17 protein-coding genes are annotated in these 20,920 nt (G+C 72.2%); 5 read left to right on the top strand and 12 right to left on the bottom strand.

The window, feature by feature from the left end:
- The first annotated feature begins 14 nt into the window (after positions 1-14).
- Complete coding sequence (locus OG844_RS24195) at positions 15-851, top strand: ABC transporter ATP-binding protein (protein WP_406393003.1); 837 nt, start codon at positions 15-17, stop codon at positions 849-851.
- A complete protein-coding gene (locus OG844_RS24200) occupies positions 848-2,491 on the top strand; it encodes a transporter (protein ID WP_406393005.1) in 1,644 nt (547 codons plus the stop codon). Before OG844_RS24195 ends, OG844_RS24200 begins: the two co-directional genes overlap by 4 nt.
- Before the next feature lie 29 nt (positions 2,492-2,520).
- Here the strand turns inward: OG844_RS24200 and OG844_RS24205 are convergent, their stop codons facing one another.
- Positions 2,521-3,414, bottom strand: a complete 894-nt coding sequence (locus OG844_RS24205; RefSeq protein ID WP_406393007.1) for an alpha/beta fold hydrolase — start codon at positions 3,412-3,414, stop codon at positions 2,521-2,523.
- Positions 3,415-4,054: 640 nt separating this feature from the next.
- Positions 4,055-4,747 (bottom strand): metal-dependent transcriptional regulator, encoded by a 693-nt coding sequence (locus OG844_RS24210; RefSeq protein ID WP_406393008.1) that lies wholly within the window; start codon positions 4,745-4,747, stop codon positions 4,055-4,057.
- Between the two features lie 187 nt (positions 4,748-4,934).
- Here OG844_RS24210 and OG844_RS24215 point away from each other — a divergent pair, with 187 nt between their 5' ends.
- Positions 4,935-5,690 (top strand): SIS domain-containing protein, encoded by a 756-nt coding sequence (locus tag OG844_RS24215; RefSeq protein ID WP_406393010.1) that lies wholly within the window; start codon positions 4,935-4,937, stop codon positions 5,688-5,690.
- 111 nt (positions 5,691-5,801) lie between these two features.
- On the opposite strand, the gene OG844_RS24220 is transcribed toward OG844_RS24215, so the two are convergent.
- Together OG844_RS24220 and pdxH are read right to left on the bottom strand one after the other, a co-directional pair.
- Entirely contained in the window at positions 5,802-7,217 is a 1,416-nt protein-coding gene (locus tag OG844_RS24220; protein ID WP_406393012.1) for a PAS domain-containing protein, read from the bottom strand.
- A 380-nt stretch (positions 7,218-7,597) separates the two neighbouring features.
- A complete protein-coding gene (gene pdxH, locus OG844_RS24225) occupies positions 7,598-8,224 on the bottom strand; it encodes a pyridoxamine 5'-phosphate oxidase (protein ID WP_406393013.1) in 627 nt (208 codons plus the stop codon).
- Positions 8,225-8,481: 257 nt separating this feature from the next.
- Here pdxH and OG844_RS24230 point away from each other — a divergent pair, with 257 nt between their 5' ends.
- Together OG844_RS24230 and OG844_RS24235 are read left to right on the top strand one after the other, a co-directional pair.
- Positions 8,482-9,591 carry a citrate synthase 2 gene (locus OG844_RS24230; protein ID WP_406393015.1) on the top strand — a complete coding sequence of 370 codons (1,110 nt, stop codon included), beginning with the start codon at positions 8,482-8,484 and terminating at the stop codon, positions 9,589-9,591.
- A 115-nt stretch (positions 9,592-9,706) separates the two neighbouring features.
- The gene (locus tag OG844_RS24235) at positions 9,707-10,522 is read left to right on the top strand and encodes an alpha/beta fold hydrolase (RefSeq protein ID WP_406393017.1); all 816 of its coding nucleotides are present in this window, start codon (positions 9,707-9,709) and stop codon (positions 10,520-10,522) included.
- Here OG844_RS24235 and OG844_RS24240 read toward each other — a convergent pair.
- The 8 genes from OG844_RS24240 to OG844_RS24275 all read right to left on the bottom strand — a co-directional run bounded on the left by OG844_RS24240 (position 10,481) and on the right by OG844_RS24275 (position 20,845).
- On the bottom strand, positions 10,481-11,116 hold the full coding sequence (locus OG844_RS24240) for a TetR/AcrR family transcriptional regulator (protein WP_406393018.1): 636 nt from the start codon (positions 11,114-11,116) through the stop codon (positions 10,481-10,483). The two genes, OG844_RS24235 and OG844_RS24240, sit on opposite strands and share 42 nt — an antisense overlap.
- Positions 11,104-11,838, bottom strand: a complete 735-nt coding sequence (locus OG844_RS24245; protein ID WP_406393019.1) for an enoyl-CoA hydratase family protein — start codon at positions 11,836-11,838, stop codon at positions 11,104-11,106. Before OG844_RS24245 ends, OG844_RS24240 begins: the two co-directional genes overlap by 13 nt.
- Complete coding sequence (locus tag OG844_RS24250) at positions 11,835-13,412, bottom strand: 4-coumarate--CoA ligase family protein (protein ID WP_406393021.1); 1,578 nt, start codon at positions 13,410-13,412, stop codon at positions 11,835-11,837. Before OG844_RS24250 ends, OG844_RS24245 begins: the two co-directional genes overlap by 4 nt.
- Before the next feature lie 130 nt (positions 13,413-13,542).
- Positions 13,543-14,706 carry an acyl-CoA dehydrogenase family protein gene (locus tag OG844_RS24255; RefSeq protein WP_406393023.1) on the bottom strand — a complete coding sequence of 388 codons (1,164 nt, stop codon included), beginning with the start codon at positions 14,704-14,706 and terminating at the stop codon, positions 13,543-13,545.
- Positions 14,703-16,736, bottom strand: coding sequence for an acetyl/propionyl/methylcrotonyl-CoA carboxylase subunit alpha (locus tag OG844_RS24260; RefSeq protein ID WP_406393024.1), 2,034 nt, complete (start codon positions 16,734-16,736; stop codon positions 14,703-14,705). The genes OG844_RS24255 and OG844_RS24260 overlap by 4 nt, the downstream gene beginning before the upstream one ends.
- 7 nt (positions 16,737-16,743) lie before the next feature.
- A complete protein-coding gene (locus OG844_RS24265; RefSeq protein ID WP_406393025.1) occupies positions 16,744-18,342 on the bottom strand; it encodes an acyl-CoA carboxylase subunit beta in 1,599 nt (532 codons plus the stop codon).
- A complete protein-coding gene (locus tag OG844_RS24270) occupies positions 18,339-20,042 on the bottom strand; it encodes an acyclic terpene utilization AtuA family protein (protein WP_406393027.1) in 1,704 nt (567 codons plus the stop codon). Before OG844_RS24270 ends, OG844_RS24265 begins: the two co-directional genes overlap by 4 nt.
- Complete coding sequence (locus OG844_RS24275) at positions 20,039-20,845, bottom strand: TIGR03084 family metal-binding protein (RefSeq protein WP_406393028.1); 807 nt, start codon at positions 20,843-20,845, stop codon at positions 20,039-20,041. The genes OG844_RS24270 and OG844_RS24275 overlap by 4 nt, the downstream gene beginning before the upstream one ends.
- Positions 20,846-20,920: the final 75 nt, after the last annotated feature.

Below are 20,920 nucleotides of genomic sequence, written 5' to 3' on the forward strand. Positions count from 1 at the left end.
CGAAAGGCAGTGCCATGCCGGAGCAGGCGGACGCGGACAGCGGAACCGTAACGGACAACGTGGACATCTCTGACGCGTTGGTGAGTGCGCCCGCTGTGCGGGTGCAGGGGCTGTGGAAGCGGTTCGGCGAACAGATCGCGGTCGCCGGGATCGATCTGGAGCTGCCCGCAGGCAAGTTCGTCGGCCTGGTGGGCCCCAACGGCGCAGGCAAGACCACGACGCTCTCGATGGTGACCGGGCTGCTCAGGCCGGACATGGGGAGGATCGAGGTCGGCGGGCACGACGTCTGGCGGGACCCGGTCGCGGTGAAGGCCAGGATCGGGGTGCTCCCGGAGGGGCTGCGGCTCTTCGAGCGGCTCTCGGGGCGCGAACTCCTCGCGTACACCGGGCGGTTGCGCGGCCTGCCGGGCGTCGAGGTCGACAAGCGGGCCACCCAGCTGCTCGACGTGCTCGATCTGGCGGGCGCCCAGCACAAGCTGGTCGTGGACTACTCGACCGGGATGCGCAAGAAGATCGGGCTGGCGGCCGCGCTGCTGCACAACCCCGAAGTCCTCTTCCTCGACGAGCCGTTCGAGGGCGTCGACCCGGTGTCGGCGCAGACCATCCGCGGGGTGCTGGAGCGCTACACGCGCTCCGGCGCGACCGTCGTCTTCTCCAGCCATGTGATGGAGCTCGTCGAGTCGCTCTGCGACTGGGTGGCCGTCATGGCTGCGGGCCGGATCCGGGCCCACGGCACGCTGGCCGAGGTGCGCGGCGACGCGCCCTCGCTGCAGGACGCGTTCCTCGAACTGGTCGGCGCGGGCAGCCGGGACACCGGGGAGTCCCTGGACTGGCTGGGCGGTACCCGATGACCGTGCTCGACGCACCCGTTGGGTCCACCGTCCCGGCCGTCGGGGGCCACGGCCTCGTACCCGTCTTCGTGCGGCTCAAGCTGACGCTGCTGCGCAACGGCCTGCGCCAGTCGTCCGGGCGGCGGGCCGCCTTTGTCGCGTCCCTCGTCGTCACCGTGCTGCTCGCCGTGGGCCAGGTGATCGGACTGGTCGCGCTGCGCGGCCACGCCCAGGCGACGACCCTCGTGGTGCTGATGACCGCGGTGGTGGCGCTCGGCTGGGCGGTGATGCCGCTGTTCTTCCCGAGCGGTGACGAGACCCTCGACCCGAGCCGGCTGGTCATGCTTCCGCTGCGGCCCCGCCCGCTGATCGGGGCGCTGCTCATGGCCTCGCTGATCGGAATCGGGCCGCTCTTCACGCTCGCCCTGGCCCTCGGCTCGGTGATCGCCGTGGCCCGGGGCGCCGCCGCCGTGGTGACGGCGGTCGTCGCCGTACCGCTGATGCTGTTGGTCTGCGTGGCGCTGGCCCGGTCCGTCGCCACGGCGAACATCCGGTTGCTGACCTCCCGCAAGGGTCGCGATCTCGCGGTGCTCAGCGGGCTGGTGATCGGGGTGGGCATCCAGTTCGTCAACTTCGGTGCGCAGCGCCTGGGCCGGGCCGGCGGGCTGTCCTCGCTCGAACCGCTCGCGGACGTGGTGCGCTGGCTGCCGCCGGCCTCGGCACTCGGCGCGGTGGGGTCCGCGTCCGAGGGGGCGTACGGGACGGCTGTCGCGCAGCTGCTGCTCTCCGTGCTCGCCCTGGGTGCGCTGGGGTGGCTGTGGCAGCGGAGCCTGGTGAAGCTGATGACCTCACCGGACGGTTCCACGATCGCCGCCGCCGAGCCGGCCTCCAAGCGGTCCGGAGCCGGCCGCTCCGGACTCCTCGCACTGCTTCCCGAGGGGCGTACGGGGACGGTGATGGAGCGGAGTCTGCGGTACATCGCGCGGGACCCGAAGACGAAGGCGACCTGGGTGACGGCATTGGCGATCGGCCTGATCGTGCCGGTGCTCAACGCGGTCCAGGGGACCGGCTCGGTGTACCTCGCGTCGTTCGCGGCGGGCATGCTCGGCATGCAGATGTACAACCAGTTCGGGCAGGACACCTCCGCCTTCTGGATGGTGGCGCAGACGATCTCCTCGACCCGGGACGCCTACCTCGAACTGCGGGCGCGGGCGCTGGCGCTGCTGCTGATCACCCTGCCGTACACGGCTCTGGTGACCGTCGTGAACGCGGCGGTGCTCGGGGACTGGGCGACGCTGCCGGCGGGGCTGGGGCTGTCGTTCGCCCTGCTGGGCGGGATGCTGGCGACGGGTGCCATGGCCTCGGTGCTGTTCCCGTACTCGATCCCGCAGGACGGTGCGTTCAAGAACGTGGCGCCGGGCCAGGGAGGGCTGGCCTGGATCTCCATCCTCGGCGGGATGGTGACGGCCGGTCTGCTCTGCGGTCCCGTGATCGGGCTGACGATCTGGCTGCACACGGCCGGGCTGCGGGACTGGCTGTGGCTGGTGCTGCCGGTGGGCACGGTGTACGGCGCGTTCATCGGGTGGCTGGGGGTACGGCTGGCCGCGCCCCGTGCGGCGGACCGGCTCCCGGAGATCCTGACCGCGGTCAGCAAGGGCTGAGGGGCCGGGCCCGCCGGAGCGGTCGGCCGTCAGGGGCTGACGTGCTCCCTGTCGTCCCGGAAGTCCTCGGCGAGCTGCTCCAGGAACGGCTCCACCGCCGTGCGCCAGCCCTCCGGCTGGTCGTAGTGGACGAGGTGGCCGGCATCGGCCACCTCCGCGTACTGCCCGCGCGGCAGGACGCGGACCATTTCCTGGGCCTCGGCCCGGCCGAGCTCGCCGTCCAGGCCGCGCAGCACCAGGGCGGGGCACTGGACCTGCGCCAGCTCCTCCCAGTGGGCGTCGTAGACCCAGGTCGCCCGGGACCGGAGCATCTGGCGGCGGGAGAAGACGGGGCGCCAGCCGTCGGACCGCTCGGCCATCACCTCGGCGAAGAACTCACCGCGGGACGGGTTGGGCCGCTCCACCCAGGGATCGTCCTCGCCGAACCACTTCCGCACGTCGGCGAGGGTCGCGAAGGGGACCGGCCACGCGTCGAACCAGTCCTCCCATTCCCGTTGCGAGGCGGCTCCGAGTGCGGAGGCCCGCATGTCGCAGATGATCAGGGCCTTGACCAGATCGGGGCGCTTGGCCGCGAGCTGCCACGCGGTGAGGGCGCCCATGGAATGTCCGATGAGGGTGACGGGCCCGAGACCCAGCTGTTCGATCGCCGCCTCGGCGTCGGCGACGTACGCGTCACGGGTGTACGGGCCCTCGGCCGGCTTCTCACTGCGGCCGTGCCCGCGCTGGTCGAGGCCGACGGGCCGGTGCCTCTCGGAGAGCCAGCGGGCTGTGGAGGCCCAGTGCGTGGCGCGTCCCATCAGGCCGTGGAGCAATAAGATCCCGGGGGCGCGCTCGGCCTCCGCACCCCCTTTGGGCGGATCGGCGAAATCCCAGGCGGCAAGGCGTACGCCGTCGGTTCCGGTCACATCAATGCGCCGCACCATAGGTTCTGGCACCCCCTTCTGGTCCTCGATCACCGTGTGGTCGCCTCCGCCAGACTATCGAACCTTTATTCGAAAATCGGGTTCCGACTCGTAACACCCCACGTTCGAGTGACAGCCCTCCAGGATTGACGCCTGCCGCTGCGGGGAGACCCTCTGCGGGAAGCGGACCGCTCGGGGACGGGGGTCCGTGGGGACTGACCTTGAGAGCTCGGGGCTCCAGGTCAGCGCAGGGGAGGACCGGCCCCGGCGCCCTCGGGCGCCGGGGCCTTCCGCTGTTCCGGAACAGATCGGTCCGCGCTCACTCGGAGCCATCGGGGCACGCCACCCGTGCCGTCCGGCCGTCAGGGCGTCCGGGAGCGCGGCAGCCACCTCCCGGTGCACATGCCAGTACGACGGGCGCATTCCCTGCTCCCTCCCCGACCGCGCGGCAGGGGCTCTGCCGACACCCTCAGGTCATATGCCTGGCCACAGCCTGGCACGCGATTCGCCCGGGCGCTGCGATTCCGGACGGAAAACAGAAAGCGGGCTTTAGTGGTCCACTTCTGCACGTGCATCTGCATCCGCGACTGCAATCGCAAGGCCGCAGCGACCCTGCCCGCCGAGGCCTCGACGAGGCCCCGGCGAAGCCTTGGCCAGGCCTTTAGCGCTTGGCGACGAAGACGTGCGAGGCGACCTCGGAGTCCAGCTCCGCCGCCTCACCACTGGAACCGACCAGCACACCGCCGGGCGACTCCGTCACGCTGACCACCGAGCCGGGTTGCACGCCCGCCCGTCGCAGCGTGTACATCAGCTGGGCGTCCGTCTGGATCGGCTCACCGATCCGGCGCACCACCACGGTCTTGCCCTCCGTGCCCGGGTCGAGCTCGGACAGGCTCACCATGCCCTCGTCCAGGAACGGATCGGCCTCCGCCTGCTCGCCCAGCTCCTCCAGGCCCGGGATCGGATTCCCGTACGGAGACTCCGTCGGGTGCCGCAGCAGCTCCAGCACCCGGCGCTCCACGGCCTCGCTCATCACGTGCTCCCAGCGACAGGCCTCGGCGTGGACCTGCTCCCACTCCAGGCCGATCACGTCGACGAGCAGGCACTCGGCGAGCCGGTGCTTGCGCATCACGCGCGTCGCGAGTCGGCGCCCCTCGTCGGTCAGTTCCAGGTGGCGGTCGCCCGCGACCTGGACGAGCCCGTCCCGCTCCATGCGCGCCACCGTCTGGCTGACCGTCGGACCGCTCTGGTCCAGCCGCTCCGCGATCCGGGCGCGCATCGGGACCACGCCTTCCTCTTCGAGCTCGAGGATGGTGCGGAGATACATCTCCGTCGTATCGATCAGTCCGGACATACGTGCCCCTCGATGCTGTGACCTGAAGTCGTCGTGCGATGGCCCTGCACCAATTCTGACGCATAGGACCGACAACCGTGTCGCCGCGGCGACAGCCGGTGCACCGGAGCGGTATTGACAGCCCACTGGTCCAGACCGCAACGTGATCCGCGGCACGGACACCCAACCCGTAGGAAAGGCCTCCTCGATGAGCGACGACAAGCTCGCCGGTCAGTTCTTCGACGCAGCGATCGGCCTGTTGGCGCGGGTGCGCGACGAGGAGTCCGCCGCCATCGCGGCTGCCGGTGCCGCGATCGCCGACACGGTCGCAGCGGGCGGTCGGCTCTTCGCCTTCGGAGCGGGGCACTCCTCCCTCGCCGCGCAGGACGTCGTCTACCGGGCGGGCGGATTCGCCCTGATGAACCTGCTGGCCGTCCCCGGCACCGTCGGCGTCGACGTCATGCCGGCCACGCTCGGCTCCGCGCTGGAGCGTGTGGACGGTCTCGCGGGTGCCGTGCTCGACTCCAGCCCCGCGACGTCAGGCGACCTCCTCGTGATCATCTCCCTGTCCGGGCGCAACGCCCTGCCCGTGGAGATGGCGCAGAACGCCCGGGCGCTCGGGCTGACGGTCATCGGCGTCACTTCGGTCGCGTACGCGACGGGCACCCGGTCGCGGCACACCTCGGGGGGATTCCTGCGGGACCACTGCGACATCGTGCTCGACAGCAAGATCTCGATCGGCGACGCGGAACTGACGACGGACGGGATCGAGGCGCCGTTCGCGCCCGCGTCGACGGTCGTCACCAGTGCGCTGATGCAGGCGATGATGGCCACCGCCGCGGAGGAGCTGGTCGCCCGGGGGATCGAGCCGCCGCTTCTGCGGTCGGGGAACGTGGACGGCGGGCACGAGTGGAACGGGCGCGTGATGCGGGAGTACGGGGACCGGATCTTCTACCGGCACTGAGGGGCGCCTCGCACCGAGCGCACCTCGGATTGAGCGGCACCTCGCACCGAGCGGCACCTCGGGCCAAGCGGCACGGAGCGGCACCCCGGACCGCGGTGCACGGTTCCGTGCTCAGACGCCGGACGGGCCGGCATGACCCGCGCCGTCCGGGCCGGCGGTCAGGTGGGCGAGGTCCACCGCCGAGGCGACCCGGACCGCCACGCTCTCCGCGTACATCGCGTCCGGGCGTTCGAACGCGCTGCGGCTACCCGAGCGCAGGAACGTCACCACCCCGAGCGTCCGCCCCCGGCTCCGCAGCACCGCGCACAGCGCGTGCACCGAGTCACGCGGCCACTGCCGCTCCACCGCCCACTCCTCGCCCGCCCCGGCCCGCGCGCCGACCCGTACCGAGCCCGTACGCTCCACCGCCTGCAGGGCAGGGTGCCCCGGCCCGTACCGCACCGGGATCGAGCCGCCCGACACCGGCAGGCACGGCCCCGGCGCGTCGGCCGGCGTCGCCGCGGCCCGCACCAGCCGCTCCCCCGCCAGGAGATCGACCACCACGTGGTCGGCGAACCCGGCCAGGGCGTAGTCCAGCGAGGAGGTCGCCGCCTCCATGGGGTCCTCGCACTCGGCCGCCTGGCGGGCCGCCCGGTGCAGCTGGTTCGACCGGAAGCGCACCCGGTCCGCCTCCTGCTCCGCGAGCTTCGCCGCCGTCACGTCCCGGAACAGCCAGCCGACCCCCAGCGGGACCGGTTCCTCGGCGAGGGGCGACGCGAGGCGCAGGAACCCGCTGCGCCAGCAGCGCCGCCGGTCGCCCTCGGCCGTCCTGAGCGTCACCCACAGCTCCGCGGGCGCGGGCGGCGCCCCTTCGGCGAGCACGTGCTGCAGCGCGCCCTCCAGGTCCTCCACCCCCTGGACGACCAGCTCGCCCAGCGGACGTCCCAGCAGCGCCGTACGTCCGCCTCCCAGCGCCCGCGCGGCGTAGGAGTTGACGACGGTCGGCCGCAGATCGACATCGACGAGGACGACACCCCAGGACGCGTCCTCGAACAACGCCTCGCTCAGCGCGATGGACCGCTCCAGATCGATCTGCGCGTGCACCTCGCTGAACGCGCAGTACACCCCGGCCGGCTTCCCGCCGTCGCCGCGCACCCCGGAGGACTGCGTCCGTACGAGCACCCGCCCGCCGTCCTTGCGCAGCAGCGCGAACTCGTGCACCTGCCGCCCGGGGGCGTCCATGGCGGACATCAGCCGCCCCTGCACGTCCCCCGCGTCCGCGCTGCGCACCGCCCATCCGGCGAATCCGCTCCGTCCCACGGCTTCCCCGGCGGACCAGCCGAGGATGCGCTCGGCCTCACGGTTCCAGTGGGTGACCGTGCCGTGCGCGTCGAACGCGCAGAGCGCGGCGTCCATCCCGTCGAGCAGTGCAGCGAGCAGCTGGGACCCGGGGATCGCACCTGTGCGGGGCTCACGCCCGGGGTCCGGCTCGGGGTCCTCGTCGGGTCCGAGCGCGTCGGTGGTTCCACTGCTCCTGGAAGCACTCACTCCGTACCCCCCGCAGGACGCGTTCCGCATTGCCGCACGTCAGACCATTGAACTCGAACGTGAGCCACCGCACAGCCACTTCCGCGAAATCCGGCGGCCATCCGATCCCCGATAAATGGCTTGTGTCTCCCGGGAGGGGTTCCTAGGCTGTGGTCACACGTCGAAAGGAGGTGATCCGAAAAGTGCAGTCTTATCGGATTCGTGAGGTGGCTGCGGGCTGACAGCCCGTCGTCGCACACAGTGCACCTCGGCAGGCTGTCTGCCGAAACCCAAGCAGTCACCGACCCGCAGGCTCGCCGGTAAGTCCGGCCGGCTCCTCCGCAAGGAGGGACCAGAGCCTGCGGGTTTCTGCGTGTACGGACCCGGGTGGGCCCCGGATCCTACGGGCAGAGCCGCTCCACGGTCCAGTCCTCGCCCTCGCGTACGTACCGCAGCCGGTCGTGCAGCCGGTTCTCGCGCCCCTGCCAGAACTCGATGGTGTCCGGTACGACGCGGAAGCCGCCCCACTGCGGGGGTGCCGGGACCTTCTCGCCCTCCGGGTAGCGGGCGGCCAGCTCCTCGTAGCGCCTCACCAGCTCCTCACGGGAGCCGATCACCGTGGACTGCTCGCTCGCCCAGGCGCCGAGCTGGGAGCCGTGCGGGCGGGTGCGGAAGTAGCCGACCGTCTCCTCGCGGCCGACGCGGACCGCGGTGCCGGTGACGATGACCTGGCGGGCGAGTGGGTGCCAGGGGAAGAGCAGCGAGACGTAGTGGTTCGCGGTCAGCTCCCTGCCCTTGCGGGAGCCGTAATGGGTGAAGAAGACGAAACCGCGGTCGTCGTAGTGCTTCAGCAGCACCGTGCGGGAGGACGGCCGCCCCTCGGGCGTGGCCGTGGAGACCACCATCGCGTTCGGCTCGTGGAGTGCACCGCCCCCGGCGACCTGGCGGAACCACCGGGCGAACTGGTCCATCGGATCGGCGGCGAGGTCCTTCTCGGTGAAGTCCTCGGAACGGTACTGCTCGCGCATCGCGGCCGGATCGGTGGTGCAATCGGAGGCAGAGGCGCGAGAGGAGGCGGAAGCGGAAGACGGAGTGGCATCAGCTGTGGGCACGGGGCCATCCTGCACCAGCGGGCGGGTGTGCCCGGCCGGGAGGGGGCGACCGCCCACCGGACCGGCCGGAGGCTGTGCCGGATGTCACCCTTCCCCGCAACGTGGGTACCCGCCAGTATCGAGAGCGGGCCTCCGTGGCCTGCAGACAGCCGCCGAGCCGAGGGAGCCGCCCGATGTCCGACTTCGTACCCGGACTTGAAGGAGTCGTCGCGTTCGAGACGGAGATCGCCGAGCCCGACAAGGAAGGCGGTTCGCTCCGCTACCGCGGCGTCGACATCGAGGACCTCGTCGGCCATGTGTCGTTCGGCAACGTCTGGGGTCTGCTGGTCGACGGGGCGTTCAACCCCGGCCTGCCGCCCGCCGAACCGTTCCCGATCCCCGTGCACTCCGGCGACATCCGTGTCGACGTGCAGTCCGCGCTCGCCATGCTGGCGCCCGTGTGGGGGCTCAAGCCGCTGCTCGACATCGACGAGGAGACCGCGCGCAACGACCTGGCGCGGGCCGCCGTGATGGCCCTGTCGTACGTGGCCCAGTCGGCGCGCGGCCAGGGGCTGCCGATGGTTCCGCAGAGCGAGATCGACAAGGCGCAGTCCGTGGTGGAACGGTTCATGATCCGCTGGCGCGGTGAGCCGGACCCCAAGCACGTGAAGGCGGTCGACGCCTACTGGACCTCGGCGGCCGAGCACGGCATGAACGCCTCGACGTTCACCGCCCGTGTCATCGCGTCGACCGGCGCGGACGTGTCGGCCGCGCTGTCGGGTGCGGTGGGCGCGATGTCGGGTCCGCTGCACGGTGGTGCCCCGTCCCGGGTCCTCGGCATGATCGAGGAGATCGAGCGGACCGGCGACGCCACGGCGTACGTGAGGAAGGCCCTGGACAAGGGCGAACGGCTGATGGGCTTCGGACACCGCGTCTACCGCGCCGAGGACCCGCGGGCCCGCGTCCTGCGGCGTACGGCACGGGAGCTGGCGGCGCCGCGCTTCGAGGTGGCGGAGGCGCTGGAGAAGGCCGCCCTGGAGGAGCTGCACGCCAGGCGCCCGGACCGGGTGCTGGCGACGAACGTCGAGTTCTGGGCGGCGATCGTGCTGGACTTCGCGGAGGTCCCGGCGCACATGTTCACGTCGATGTTCAGCTGCGCCCGTACGGCGGGCTGGTCGGCGCACATCCTGGAGCAGAAGCGGACGGGCCGGCTGGTGCGCCCCTCGGCGACGTACGTCGGTCCCGGCACGCGCAATCCGCGGGAGATCCCGGGGTACGAGCAGCTCGCGGACCTGGGGAACTGACCGGCACCGGCACGCCGTCGGGGCCCTCCGCACCGGGAGGGCCCCTCAACCGCCGCACGCGCCATGACAGTTGCTCGACGGACCCACCGCTGATCACGACGCTAAGGTGGCCGGTATGAGCCACGTAGCGCTGAACGACGCCACATTGCACTACGATGACGAGGGGCCGTCGGACGGCCTGCCGGTCGTCCTCGTTCACGGCCATCCGTTCAACCGCACCCTGTGGGCACCGTCCGTCGAGGCGCTGACGGCGGCCGGATACCGGGTGATCGCCCCGGATCTGCGCGGTTACGGCGAAAGCAGCGTCACCCCCGGCAAGGTCTTCCTCTCGGGCTTCGCGGACGACATCGCCGCCCTCCTGGACCACCTGGGCGTGGAACGTGCGGTCATCGGCGGGGTGTCCATGGGCGGCCAGATCGCCATGGAGTTCCAGCTCCGCCACCCCCGACGGACGCTGGCCCTGGTGCTGTCCGACACGTCCGCGCCCGCCGAGACCGAGGAGGGCAAGGAGTTCCGCAACCGCCTGGCCGACCGGCTGTCGGCCGAGGGCATGGACGGGTACGCGGCCGAAGTGATCGACAAGATGCTCGCCGCGTACAACGTCACCGCCCTGCCTGACGTGGCCGCACACGTCCTGGGCATGATGCGGGCCACCGACCCGGAGGGCGCCGCTGCCGCTCTCCGGGGGCGGGCCGAACGCCCCGACTACCGCGACAGTCTCGGCGCCGTCGAGGTGCCGGTCCTGATCGTGGTGGGCGCGGACGACGTCTACACCCCGGTCAGCAGCGCCGAGGACATCCACCGCCTCGTCCCCCACGCCACGCTGACCGTCATCGACGGGGCCGGCCACCTGCCGGGGGCCGAGCAGCCCGGACTGTTCAACGCGTCGCTACTGGACTTCCTCGGCTCGCGGGTCGCCGGCGGCGCGTGACCGCCCCAGCGCCTCGTCCAGCAGGCCGGCCCACTGGTCCACGACCCTGCGGCGGCGGGCCGTGTCGTCGGTGAGGAGGTTGGCGAGGCCCAGCCCGCGGGCCATGTCGAGGAGGCCCTGGACCGTTTCGCGGACTCCGGGGCGGCTCTCGTCGGCTCCGAGGAGCTCGACCGCGATGCGGTGGGTCTCGCGACCGACGCGGGCCTCGAGTTCGGTGACACGGGGGCGGAGCTGCTCCTCGTTGGACGCGGCGACCCAGAGCTGCAGCGCGGCGCGGAAGAGCGGCCCCGTGTAGAGGTCGACGACGGCGGCGAGCACCGCCGGGCGGCCCTGGACGGGCAGGGCGCGCAGGGCGGCCGAGCGTTCCTCGGCGACGTACTCGACGGCGCCGGTGAACAGGTCCTCGCGGGTGGGGAAGTGGTGCTGGGCGGCGCCGCGCGACACCCCGGCGCGTTCGGCGACGACGGAGACGGTGGACCCTGCCCAGCCGTGTTCGGCGAGGCAGGCGACCGCCGCTTCCAGGAGCCGTTGGCGGGTGGCCCGGCTCCTGTCCTGCTTGGGGGATTTCGGGTTCGGGGGCGTTACCACACCCATGTGGGGTCCCGTCGTTCGAGGAAGGCCGTCATCCCCTCCCGTGCCTCGGCGGAGGCGAACAGGGCCGCCGAGCGGGCGATGAGGTCTTCTGCGTGCTGGTCGAAACTCCTCCGCACAGTAGCCGTGGCCAGCTCCTTCGAGGCGGCCAGCCCCTGGGGGGACGCCCTGCGCAGTCCGTCCAGTACCGGTACGAGCTCCTTGTCCACATCCTCGGCGGCGAGGCTCACGAGACCGATCCGCGCGGCTTCCGCCGCGTCGAAGCGTTCCCCGGTCAGGTAGTAGCGGGATGCCGCGCGGGGGTCCAGGCGGGGCAGCAGGGGCAGGGAGATGACGGCCGGGGCGAGGCCGAGGCGGGATTCGGTGAGCGCGAAGGAGGAGTCGGGGCCCGCGACGGAGATGTCGCAGGCGCCGAGCAGCCCGAGCCCGCCGGCCCTGACGTGCCCGGTGACCCGGGCGACGACCGGTTTGGGCAGGGTGACGATGCGCCGCATGAGGGCGACGAAGGCGTGCGGGTCGGCCGGTGCGGTGAGGTCGGCGCCCGCGCAGAACGTGTTGCCGGTGTGGGTGAGGATCACCGCCCGTACGGTGTCGTCCGCCGCGCAGTCGTCGAGTGCCCCGGCCAGTTCGGACACGAGCCCTGCGCTCAGGGCGTTGCGGTTGGCCGGGGAGTCGAGCGTGAGGGTGGTGATGCCCCGCTCGTGGGCACGTTCCGCAAGGGTCATCGCTGCTTCTCCCTGTCGCGCAGTTCCCGTCGGAGGATCTTGCCGGAGGCCGCGCGGGGTACGGCCTCGATGAATTCCACCCGCCGGACCTTCTTGTACGGGGCGACGTGCCCGGCGACGTACGCCATGACGTCGTCGGCGGTGAGGTCCGGGGCGGCCGGCTGGCGTACGACGTAGGCCTTGGGGACCTCGTTGCCCTCGGCGTCGTACACCCCGATGACGGCGGCGTCCGCGACGGACTCGTGGGTCAGGAGCAGGGCTTCCAGGTCGGCGGGCGCGACCTGGTAGCCCTTGTACTTGATCAGTTCCTTCACCCGGTCGACGACGTGCAGCCAGCCGTCCGCGTCGACACGGCCGATGTCCCCGGTGTGGACCCAGCCGTCCGCGTCGATCATCTCGGCGGTGGCTTCAGGGCGTCCGAGGTAGCCCTTCATCACCTGGGGGCCGCGGATGAGGATCTCGCCGTCGGTGCCGGTACCGACGTCCTTGCCGGGGTCCTCGATCGACACGATCCGCATCTCGGTATTGGGCAGCAGCTTCCCGACGGCGCCGGGCGGCGGGTTCTCGGCGTCCAGCGGCACGACGTGGGTGCCGGGCGAGAGTTCCGTCATTCCGTAGGCCTGGCGTACGGGCGGCAGGCCGAGTCGGGCCGAGCACGCGGCGGCGAGTTCGGCGTCCAGGGGGGCGGCGGCGCTGACGATGTACCGCAGCGAGGACAGGTCGTAGTTGCCGACGGCCGGGTGCTTGGCGAGTGCAAGGACGATGGGCGGCGCCACGTACAGCCCGCTGATGCGGTGCTCCTGGATGGCGCCGAGGAACTGGTCGAGGTCGAAGCGGGGCAGGACGACGACCGTGGCCCCGCAGCGCAGCGGGGCGTTCATCAGGGCGGTCAGACCGTAGATATGGAAGAACGGGAGGACGGCCAGGATGCTGTCGCCGGGGCCCATGGGGATGAAGGGGCGCAACTGCTCCAGGTTGGTGCCGATGGAGCGGTGGGTGAGCATGACGCCCTTGGGGGTGCCGGTGGTCCCGGAGGAGTACGGGAGGGCCGCGATGTCCTCGGCGGGGTCGAACGCGATCTCGGGTTCCGGGGCGGTGGAGCCCAGCATGTCCAGTACGGAGGTGTGTCCCTCGGCCTGGTCGCAGACGAAGATCTCCTGGATGCCGCCCGCGAGTTCGGCCGCCCGGCGGGCCACGTCGAGGAACATGGACACGGTGACGATCCACCGGGCTGCGGAGTCCTTCAGCTGCTTGGCGAACTCCTCGGCCGTGGCCAGCGGGTGCACGGTGGTGACGGAGGCCCCGGCGCGCGTCGCCCCGTAGAACACCGGGGGGTAGGCGATCGTGTTGGGGCTGTGCAGGGCGAGGACGTCGCCCTTGCGGAGTCCCGCTCCGGCGAGGTGGGCGGCGATGCGGCGGTGGAACGTGTCGAGCTGGCCGTAGGTGACGGAGAGGCCGTTCGTACCGTCGATCAGGGCGACGGTGTCGCCGAAAGCGGCGGCCTCGCCCAGGACCGCTTCGTGGATGGGTGTGTCGAGGGCCGGAACATCTGCGTACTCGCTGCGGAACACCATGGCGGTCCCCTGTCGTCGCGGTGCGGCGGGCACGGCGCCCCGCTCCGAGGAGCGGAGGGCGCCGCGCGGGTGTGAAGAGCCAGAATCGCCCCTGCCGTGCGGAATGGGGAGACCCTGGACCGAAACGTCCTCAGTACGACTTCGGCAGTCCCAGCGACTGGTGGGAGACGTAGTTCAGGATCATCTCGCGGCTGACGGGCGCGATGCGGGCCACACGTGCCGCCGTGATCAGGGAGGCGAGGCCGTACTCGCGGGTGAGGCCGTTGCCGCCGAGGGTGTGGACGGCCTGGTCGACGGCCTTCACACACGCTTCGCCGGCCGCGTACTTGGCCATGTTGGCGGCCTCGCCGGCGCCGATGTCGTCGCCCTCGTCGTACAGCCTGGCCGCTTTCTGCATCATGAGGCGGGCCAGTTCCAGCTCGATGTGGGCGATGGCGAGCGGGTGGGCTATGGCCTGGTGGGCGCCGATGGGCGCCTTCCACACCTGGCGGGTGCGCGCGTACTCGACGGCTTTGCCGAGCGCGTACCGCCCCATCCCGATGCCGAACGCGGCCGTCATGATCCGCTCGGGGTTGAGCCCGGCGAACAGCTGGAGCAGTCCGGCGTCCTCATCGCCGACCAGCGCGTCGGCGGGCAGCCGTACGTCGTCGAGGGTCAGCTCGAACTGCTTCTCCGGCGCGTGGAGTTCCATGTCGATCTGCGAGCGTCCGAAGCCGGGGGTTTCGCGCGGGACGATGAAGAGGCAGGGCTTGAGCGTGCCCGACCGGGCGTCCTCGGTGCGCCCGACGATGAGGGTGGCGTCCGCGATGTCGACGCCGGAGACGAAGACCTTGCGGCCGGTGAGGACCCAGTCTCCCCCGCTCTCGCGACGGGCGGTGGTGGTGATGCGGTGGGAGTTGGACCCGGCGTCGGGTTCGGTGATGCCGAAGGCCATCGTGAGGCTGCCGTCGGCGAGGCCGGGCAGCCACTGCTGCTTCTGGCTCCCGGTGCCGAAGCGGGCGATGACGGTGCCGCAGATGGCGGGCGAGACGACCATCATCAGCAGGGGCGATCCGGCGGCGCCGAGCTCCTCCAGGACTATGGAGAGTTCGGCCATGCCGCCGCCTCCGCCGCCGTACTCCTCGGGGAGGTTGACGCCGAGGTAGCCGAGTTTGGCGGCGTCGCTCCACAGCTCGTGGGGGTGGGAGCCCTCACGGATCACGGAGGTCATGTAGTCGCGCCCGTAACGCGTGCCGAGTGCGGCGACGGCGGCGCGCAGCGCCTTGTGCTCTTCGTTTTCGAGGACGGTGCTCATGCGTTCTCCTCCGGTGCGGCGGAATCCGGTGCGGCTGGTCCCGAATCTGCGGGTCCCGAATCTGCGGGTCCCATGACTGCGGGTCCCGTGACAGCGGGTCCCGTGACAGCGGGTTCGGTGACGACGGCGAGCAGGGCGCCGACCTCGACCTGGTGGCCGGGGACGGCGTGGAGCACGGTGAGGGTGCCGGAGGCCGGGGCGAGGATGCGGTGCTCCATCTTCATCGCCTCCAGCCAGATCAGCGGCTGTCCGGCCTCGACGGCCACGCCCGGTGCGAGCCCGTCCGCGAGGCGGACGACGGTGCCGGGCATGGGCGCGAGCAGGGAGCCGGGTTCGGTGCGTTCGGTGGGGTCGGTGAAGCGGGGCAGGGCGGTGAAGGTGTACGAGCCGCGGTCGCCGTCCACGTACACGCGCCCGTCGTGTTCGGCGACGGCGAAGTGCCGGGTGACGCCGCCGGCTTCGAGACGGACGCGGTCGGGTTCGGCGGAGACGACGCGTTCGCCGGATTCCGGCCGGAGTCCGCCACGCCCGGCCCGGTAGGTGATCTCGTGCTCGCTGCCGTCGGGTTCGCCGCGGTAGCACCTGGCCTGGGGCTGCGAGGCGAGGTTGCGCCAGGCACCGAAGCGGGCGGGGCCCGAGGCGGGCCGGTCGACGGCCCGGGCGAGGGCGGCGGCGGTCGCGGCGAGGCGCTGCTCCCCGGCGTCGGGCCCGGGGGTGAGGGCGGCGAGGTGCCGGTCGTAGAAGCCGGTGTCCGGCCGGGCGCCGGTGAAGTCCGGGTGGCGCAGGGACCGTACGAGCAGGTCCCGGTTGGTGACCGGTCCGTGGATGCGGGCGCGTTCGAGCGCGCGGGCGAGGAGGCGTACGGCTTCGGCACGGGTGGGCGCGTGCGCGATGACCTTGGCGAGCATCGGGTCGTAGTGCACCCCGACGGTGTCGCCGCCGGTGTATCCCGTGTCGAGGCGCAGTCCGGGCTCGTCCGGCACCTCCAGGGTGTGCAGGGTCCCGGTCTGCGGCTGCCAGCCGGCGGCGGGGTCCTCGGCGTACAGGCGGGCCTCGACGGCGTGCCCGTGCGGATCGGGAGGTGTGGCGGCGGGCAGCGGTGCGCCCTCCGCGACCCGGAGCTGCAGGGCGACGAGGTCGAGCCCGTACACCGCTTCCGTGACGGGGTGTTCGACCTGGAGGCGGGTGTTCATCTCCAGGAAGTACGGGCGCCCCTCGGCCGATACGAGGAACTCGACGGTTCCCGCGCCCCGGTAGCCCACCGTCTGCGCGGCGGCGACCGCGGCGTCGTGCAGCCGCTGCCGCAGCGCGTCGTCGAGGCCGGGCGCGGGGGCCTCCTCGACGACCTTCTGGTGGCGGCGCTGGAGCGAGCAGTCGCGGGTGCCGAGCGCCCAGACCGTTCCCCGGTCGTCCGCCATGACCTGGACCTCGACGTGCCGGCCGCGTTCGACGTACGGCTCGGCGAAGACCTCGCCGTCCCCGAAGGCCGAGGCGGCCTCCGCGGAAGCCGCGGTCAGCTCACCGGGCAGGTCGTCGAGTTCCCGTACGATCCGCATCCCGCGTCCGCCGCCGCCCGCCGCCGCCTTGAGCAGCAGCGGAAGGTCCTCGGCGGTGGCGCTGCCCGGGTCGACGGGGGCGAGGAGGGGCACCTCGGCGGCGGCCATCAGCTCCTTGGCCCGGGTCTTGGACGCCATCAGCTCGATGGCCTTCACCGGCGGCCCCACCCACACGAGGCCCGCGTCCTGCACGGCCTGGGCGAATCCGGCGTTCTCGGAGAGGAAGCCGTACCCGGGGTGCACGGCGTCGGCGCCCGCGGCGAGGGCCGCGGCGACGACGAGGTCGCCGCGCAGGTACGTGTCGGCGGGTGCGGCCCCCGGGAGGCGCACGGCGGTGTCGGCCTCCCGCACGTGCTGGGCTCCGGCGTCCGCGTCCGAGTACACGGCGACGGTGGAGATGCCCAGTTCACGGCACGTGCGGAAGATCCGGCAGGCGATCTCGCCGCGGTTGGCGACAAGGAGAGTGGTGATCATCTGTGCCTCACATCCGGAAGATGCCGAAGCCGCCGCGGGCGCCCTCGACCGGTGCCGTGTGGATCGCGGACAGGCACATCCCGAGGACGGTCCTGGTGTCGCGCGGGTCGATGACCCCGTCGTCGTACAGCCGCCCCGAGAGGAACATGGGCAGCGACTCCGACTCGATCTGCTGCTCCACCATGGCGCGCAGTCCCGCGTCGGCCTCGTCGTCGTAGGGCAGGCCCTTCGCGGCGGAGGAGGCGCGGGCGACGATCGACAGGACGCCGGCGAGCTGCTGGGGGCCCATGACGGCGGACTTGCTGCTGGGCCAGGCGAACAGGAAGCGCGGGTCGTAGGCCCGGCCGCACATGCCGTAGTGGCCGGCGCCGTAGGAGGCTCCCATCAGCACGGACAGGTGCGGGACCTTCGAGTTCGACACCGCGTTGATCATCATCGCGCCGTGCTTGATGATGCCGCCCTGCTCGTACTCCTTGCCGACCATGTAGCCGGTGGTGTTGTGCAGGAACAGGAGCGGGATGTCGCGTTGGTTGGCGAGCTGGATGAACTGCGCGGCCTTCTGCGATTCCTCGCTGAACAGCACGCCCTGGGCATTGGCGAGGATGCCGACCGGATAGCCGTGCAGCCGCGCCCAACCGGTGACCAGACTCGTCCCGTAGAGCGGCTTGAACGCGTCGAAGTCCGATCCGTCGACGAGCCGGGCGATGACCTCGCGCGGGTCGAAGGGGACCTTGAGGTCACCCGGGACGATCCCGACGAGTTCGTCCTCGTCGTACTTGGGCGGCTCCGCGATCCCGGGATCGGCGTGCGCCTTGCGCCAGTTGAGCCGGGCGACGATCCGCCGGGCCTGGCGCAGCGCGTCGTGCTCGTCGAGCGCGAAGTGGTCGGCGAGCCCGGACGTGCGGGCGTGCATCTCGGCGCCGCCGAGCGACTCGTCGTCGCTCTCCTCGCCGGTGGCCATCTTCACCAGCGGCGGGCCGCCGAGGAAGACCTTCGACTGCTCCTTGATCATGACCGTGTGGTCGGACATGCCGGGGACGTACGCGCCGCCTGCGGTGGAGTTCCCGAAGACGACGGCGACGGTGGGGATCCCGGCCGCCGACAGCCGGGTGAGGTCGCGGAACAGTGCGCCGCCCGGGATGAAGATCTCCTTCTGCGAGGGCAGGTCCGCCCCGCCCGACTCGACCAGGCTGATGCAGGGCAGCCGGTTGGCGAAGGCGATCTCGTTCGCCCGCAGGGCCTTCTTGAGCGTCCACGGGTTGGAGGCGCCGCCGCGTACGGTCGGGTCGTTGGCGGTGATCAGGCACTCGACCCCCTCCACCACCCCGATCCCGGTGACGAGGGAGGCGCCGACCGCGTAGTCGCTGCCCCAGGCGGCGAGCGGGGACAGTTCCAGGAACGGGGTGTCCGGGTCGACCAGCAGCTCGATCCGTTCGCGGGCCAGGAGCTTGCCGCGCTTGCGGTGCCGTGCCACGTACTTCTCGCCGCCGCCCGCCAGGGCCTTGGCGTGCTCCGCGTCGAGCTCGGTGAGCTTCGCGAGCATGGCCTCGCGGTGGGCGGCGTATTCGGGTCCGGCGGTGTCGAGTGCGGTGGGCAGGACGGTCATGCGGTCACCTCCGGTTCTTCCAGGAGCGCTACGGGGACGGGGAGACGGCGGGACCGCAGCCACTCCCCCACCGCCTTGGCCTGCGGATCGAATCGGGCCTGCGCGGCGACGCCCTCGCCGAGGAGGCCGTGGACGACGAAGTTCAGGGCCCGCAGGTTCGGCAGGACATGGCGTACGACGGTGAGCCCGGCGGTCTCCGGGAGCAGCTCCTGGAAGCGGGCGACGGTCAGCTCGTGAGCCAGCCACCGCCACGCGTCCTCGCTCCGCACCCAGACGCCCACGTTGGCGTCACCGCCCTTGTCGCCGCTGCGGGCTCCGGCGACGCGGCCGAGCGGCGCGGAGCGGGTGGGGCCGGAGGGCAGCGGCTCCGGGAGCCCGGGCTCCTCGACCGCTTCGAGCGCCCGGCACCGTGAGGCCGGGGGCACGGCCTCCCGCTCCCCGTCCGGCAGGACGGCCACGTGCCCGACCTCCTCGGCCGGTACGTAGGCGGCCTCGAACACCCCGTAGGGCGCGCCCTTCCCGGGCGGGGCGGTCACGTGGAAGCCGGGGTAGCTGCCGAGCGCCAGCTCGACGGCCGCCCCGGACACCGCGCGCCCGACCGCTTCCGCGTCCGGGTCCCGGACGACGAGCCGCAGCAGGGCGCTGGCGGTCTCCTCGCTCGCGGCGTCGGCCCGGTCGGTACGGGCCAGCTCCCACCGCACCTCGGCGGGCCGCCGCACGCCGCGGGCCAGGGCGTCGGCGAACTGGTCCTGCACGAGCTGCGCCTTGGCCTCGATGTCGAGCCCGGTCAGCACGAAGACGACCTCGTTGCGCCAGCCGCCGATCCGGTTGAGCCCGACCTTGAGCGTGGGTGGCGGTGCCTCGCCCCGCACCCCGGAGATCCGGACCCGGTCCGGCCCGTCCTGCGTCAGCCGTACGGTGTCGAGCCGGGCGGTGACGTCGGGTCCGGCGTACCGGGCCCCGCCGGTCTCGTACAGCAGCTGGGCGGTGACGGTGCCGAGGTCGACGACACCGCCCGTACCGTCGTGCTTGGTGATGACGCTCGACCCGTCCTCGTGGATCTCGGCGAGCGGAAAGCCGGGCCTGCGGACGTCGTGATCACCGAAGAACGCGTAGTTCCCGCCGGTGGCCTGGGTTCCGCACTCCAGAACGTGCCCGGCGACGACGGCCCCGGCGAGGGCGTCGTGGTCCTCTTCGCCCCATCCGAAGTGGGCGGCGGCGGGCCCCGTGACGAGGGCGGCGTCGGTGACGCGTCCGGTGACGACGATGTCGGCCCCGGCCCGCAGACAGGCGGCGATCCCGGCGCCGCCGAGGTAGGCGTTGGCGGTGAGGAAGCCGTCGGGCACGGGCCGGCTGTCGCCCTCGACGTGCGCGACGCGTACGGGCACGCCCACCTTGTCGGCCAACTCCCTGACGGCGTCGGCGAGTCCGGCCGGATTGAGCCCCCCGGCGTTGGCGACGATCCGCACGCCGCGCTCGTGGGCGAGCCCGAGGTTCTCCTCCAACTGCCGCAGGAAGGTGGACGCGTACCCGCGTCCGGGGTCCTTGAGCCGGCTGCGCCCCAGGATCAGCATGGTGAGCTCGGCGAGGTAGTCCCCGGTCAGGACGTCGAGGGGACCGCCGGTGAGCATCTCGCGTACGGCGTCGAAACGGTCGCCGTAGAAGCCGGAGGCGTTGCCGATGCGCAGCGGCCTCGTCATCGGTCCCCCTGCCGGGGGCGCCCGGGGCCGGCGGGCCCGGCGAAGGCCTGCGCGATGTCCAGCCACCGATCGGCGTCGGCTCCCACGGCATGCAGGGCGAGGTCGTCGCGGTGGGCGCGCTGGGTGACGAGCAGGCAGAAGTCGAGCAGGGGGCCGGTGACGCGCTGCGCGGCATCCTCGGGTCCGTAGGCGGCCGACTCGCCGTCCGGTCCCTCCAGTTCCACCCGGAAGGGCTCCCCGGGCGGCTGTTCGCCGCGCACGAAGTAGGCGTAGTCCCGGGCCCGCACCCCGATCCTGGCCACGTGCCGCAGCCGCGGGGTCGGCTTCCTCGTCACACCGAGGGCGTCGGCGACGTCCTGCCCGTGCGCCCAGGTCTCCATGAGCCGCGCGGTCGCCATCGAGGCGACGCTCATGGGCGGCCCGTACCAGGGGAACCTGGCCCCGGCGGGGGCATCGAGCAGCGCCGTGTGGAGCCGGGCCCTGTCCTCCCGCCACTGCACGAGCAGGGCGTCGGGCGGCAGGAGCGCCACTCTCTCGGCGGCGGCCTGATCGACGAAGGTCTCGGGGTCGGCGACCGCCCTGTCGACCTCGGCGGCGAAGGCGTCGGGCTCGGTGACGGCGATCAGCGCGACCTCGTCGGTCCAGTTCAGGTGAGCGATCTGGTGGGCGACGGTCCACCCGTCGGCGGGCGTCGGCCCGGCCCACCCCTCCGCGCTCAGTCCGGCTACCAGTAGGTCGAGTTCGTCGCTCTCCTGACGCAGATCGTCGAGTACGGCGACGGTCACGGCCGATGCATCGGACACGGTGCGCTCCCTGGGGCGTGGCGGTGTGCCCCGGAGCATGCCAGCGCCCCAGAAAACAAGCAAGCATGCTTGCAT

It is taken from the genome of Streptomyces sp. NBC_00887 (assembly GCF_045207585.1).

Bases quoted from the DNA above. Each gene is read 5' to 3' on its own strand.
- OG844_RS24195 (WP_406393003.1), top strand. From the start codon at position 15: ATGCCGGAGCAGGCGGACGCGGACAGCGGAACCGTAACGGACAACGTG.
- OG844_RS24200 (WP_406393005.1), top strand. From the start codon at position 848: ATGACCGTGCTCGACGCACCCGTTGGGTCCACCGTCCCGGCCGTCGGG.
- OG844_RS24205 (WP_406393007.1), bottom strand. From the start codon at position 3,414: ATGGTGCGGCGCATTGATGTGACCGGAACCGACGGCGTACGCCTTGCC.
- OG844_RS24210 (WP_406393008.1), bottom strand. From the start codon at position 4,747: ATGTCCGGACTGATCGATACGACGGAGATGTATCTCCGCACCATCCTC.
- OG844_RS24215 (WP_406393010.1), top strand. From the start codon at position 4,935: ATGAGCGACGACAAGCTCGCCGGTCAGTTCTTCGACGCAGCGATCGGC.
- pdxH (WP_406393013.1), bottom strand. From the start codon at position 8,224: ATGCGCGAGCAGTACCGTTCCGAGGACTTCACCGAGAAGGACCTCGCC.
- OG844_RS24230 (WP_406393015.1), top strand. From the start codon at position 8,482: ATGTCCGACTTCGTACCCGGACTTGAAGGAGTCGTCGCGTTCGAGACG.
- OG844_RS24235 (WP_406393017.1), top strand. From the start codon at position 9,707: ATGAGCCACGTAGCGCTGAACGACGCCACATTGCACTACGATGACGAG.
- OG844_RS24240 (WP_406393018.1), bottom strand. From the start codon at position 11,116: ATGGGTGTGGTAACGCCCCCGAACCCGAAATCCCCCAAGCAGGACAGG.
- OG844_RS24245 (WP_406393019.1), bottom strand. From the start codon at position 11,838: ATGACCCTTGCGGAACGTGCCCACGAGCGGGGCATCACCACCCTCACG.
- OG844_RS24250 (WP_406393021.1), bottom strand. From the start codon at position 13,412: ATGGTGTTCCGCAGCGAGTACGCAGATGTTCCGGCCCTCGACACACCC.
- OG844_RS24255 (WP_406393023.1), bottom strand. From the start codon at position 14,706: ATGAGCACCGTCCTCGAAAACGAAGAGCACAAGGCGCTGCGCGCCGCC.
- OG844_RS24260 (WP_406393024.1), bottom strand. From the start codon at position 16,736: ATGATCACCACTCTCCTTGTCGCCAACCGCGGCGAGATCGCCTGCCGG.
- OG844_RS24265 (WP_406393025.1), bottom strand. From the start codon at position 18,342: ATGACCGTCCTGCCCACCGCACTCGACACCGCCGGACCCGAATACGCC.
- OG844_RS24270 (WP_406393027.1), bottom strand. From the start codon at position 20,042: ATGACGAGGCCGCTGCGCATCGGCAACGCCTCCGGCTTCTACGGCGAC.